The 1824-nt window shown below is 67.6% G+C and carries 3 protein-coding genes; 2 read left to right on the top strand and 1 reads right to left on the bottom strand.

All coding sequences use genetic code 11. The features are described 5' to 3' along the window. The coding region (locus tag WBV89_RS19915; RefSeq protein ID WP_423983072.1) for a CBS domain-containing protein at positions 1-686 on the bottom strand (686 nt) is incomplete at its 3' end. Between the two features lie 36 nt (positions 687-722). Between WBV89_RS19915 and WBV89_RS19910 the strand changes: the two genes are divergently transcribed. Both WBV89_RS19910 and WBV89_RS19905 read left to right on the top strand, forming a co-directional pair. Beyond that, positions 723-1427, top strand: a complete 705-nt coding sequence (locus WBV89_RS19910; RefSeq protein ID WP_423983071.1) for an alpha/beta fold hydrolase — start codon at positions 723-725, stop codon at positions 1425-1427. After that, the coding region (locus WBV89_RS19905; protein ID WP_423983070.1) for an L-threonylcarbamoyladenylate synthase at positions 1424-1824 on the top strand (401 nt) is incomplete at its 3' end. The genes WBV89_RS19910 and WBV89_RS19905, both read left to right, overlap by 4 nt.

Here is a 1824-nt window from a genome sequence, read left to right as displayed (position 1 = left end):
CGATCTGCAGGGTCGCCGTTGATCCCGACGGCCACGCCGACCAGCAGGCGTCCATCGGCATCGAGTGCCGGGCGGTAGATGGTGGAGCGGAGCGCGCCCTTGCGCGTGAGGACGCCGAGCAGTCGTTCGGATTCGTCGACGACCGGTGCGACATGCAGCCGTCGTTCGCCCAGTTGGGCGTGGGCGGCTGCCGGATCGACGTCGGGCGTGAGGATGTGGACGCTCGGCGACATCACGTTGCGCAATTGGGTGAACCGGTCGAATCCGTCGGCGTCCTTCTCGACGAACACGCCGACGGGGCGGCCCTCGTCGACGACGACCACCGCACCGTGGGAGCGCTTGTTGATCAGGTTCAGTGCATCGCCGATCGTGTTGTCCGGCCCGAGCGTGATCGGCGTCTCGAACACCGGATGACACGCCTTCACGCTGCGAATCACGCGTTCGACGACGTCGAGTGGAATGTCCTGGGGAAGGATCGCCACACCACCGCGGCGGGCGACCGTCTCGGCCATCCGGCGTCCGGCAACAGCGGTCATGTTCGACACCACCAACGGAATGGTCGTACCGATCCCGTCGGGGGTCGTGAGGTCGACGTCCATTCGGGACGACACGTCGGAGAGACTCGGGACCATGAAGACGTCGTTGTAGGTGAGGTCGTGGCCGGGATCGGGATGCAGCATGCGCATGGGGCGCCGATGATATTCGGTTCTACGCTGCTGCCCGTGGAATCTGTCGACACGGTCATGCTCGTACACGGATGGGGCGGGTCGTTCGAGTCGACCTGGCAGCGCAACGGATTCACCGCGCTGCTCGAGGACGGCGACAAGAACGTGATCGGCGTCGACCTGCTCGGACACGGTTCAGCTCCGAAACCGCACGACCCCGAGGCCTACTCCGACCTGACCGAACGTGTCGTCGAGGCACTCCCGGATCACCCGACGGCAGCGATCGGGTTCTCGCTCGGCGCGCTCACCCTTCTACGCGCAGCGATCCAACGGCCCGACCGATTCGATCGGCTCGTGCTCGCCGGCATCGGCCGCAACGTCTTCGAACGTGACCACTCGGGCTCGACGGCGATCGCCGAAGGACTTCGCGCACTGCTCGAGGGAGCCGATCCGGCGTCGCTCGACCAGACCGCGCGACTGTTCGCGCAGTACGCCCAGCAACCTGGCAACGACATCGAGGCGCTCCTCGCCGTGATGGAACGCCCCGCCGGTTTCGAGATCGACACGGCCGGGATCGCTCAGGTGACCTGTCCGGTTCTCGTGGTCGTCGGTGAGAAGGACTTCGTCCACCCGGCCGACGAACTCGCCGCCGCCTTTCCGGACGGTCACGTCGTGAACCTGCCGCGCACCGACCACTTCGCGACAACGGAGTCGTTCGGATTCTTCGACGCTGCGCTCGAATTCGTCGGCGCTCTGACGTGACCCGACGACTCCTTCGCGACGACGTCGCGCGGGCCGCCGCTGCGATTCGTGCCGGGGGCCTCGTCGCGATGCCGACCGAGACGGTCTACGGCCTCGCGGCCGATGCGACCGACCCGACCGCGTTGGCTCGCATCTTTGCGATCAAGGGTCGTCCCGTCGACCACCCGCTGATCGTGCACCTCGCCGATCCCGAGGATCTCGACGAATGGGCCCCGGAGGCATCGCTCGACGCACGCCGACTCGCAGCTGTCGGATGGCCCGGGCCGATGACGCTGATCGTCCCGCGATCCAACCGCCTGCCCGCGGAGGTCACGGGTGGACGCGCGTCGGTCGGGCTGCGCGTCCCGGCTCATCCGATGGCGCGCGAGCTGATCCGCCGAGCCGGGGTCCCGGTCGC

The organism is Ilumatobacter sp. (assembly GCF_049588435.1).
Lineage (GTDB): Bacteria > Actinomycetota > Acidimicrobiia > Acidimicrobiales > Ilumatobacteraceae > Ilumatobacter_A.
Note: the sequence above shows the minus strand (reverse complement) of the source record. Positions and strands in the feature narration are given on the sequence as shown.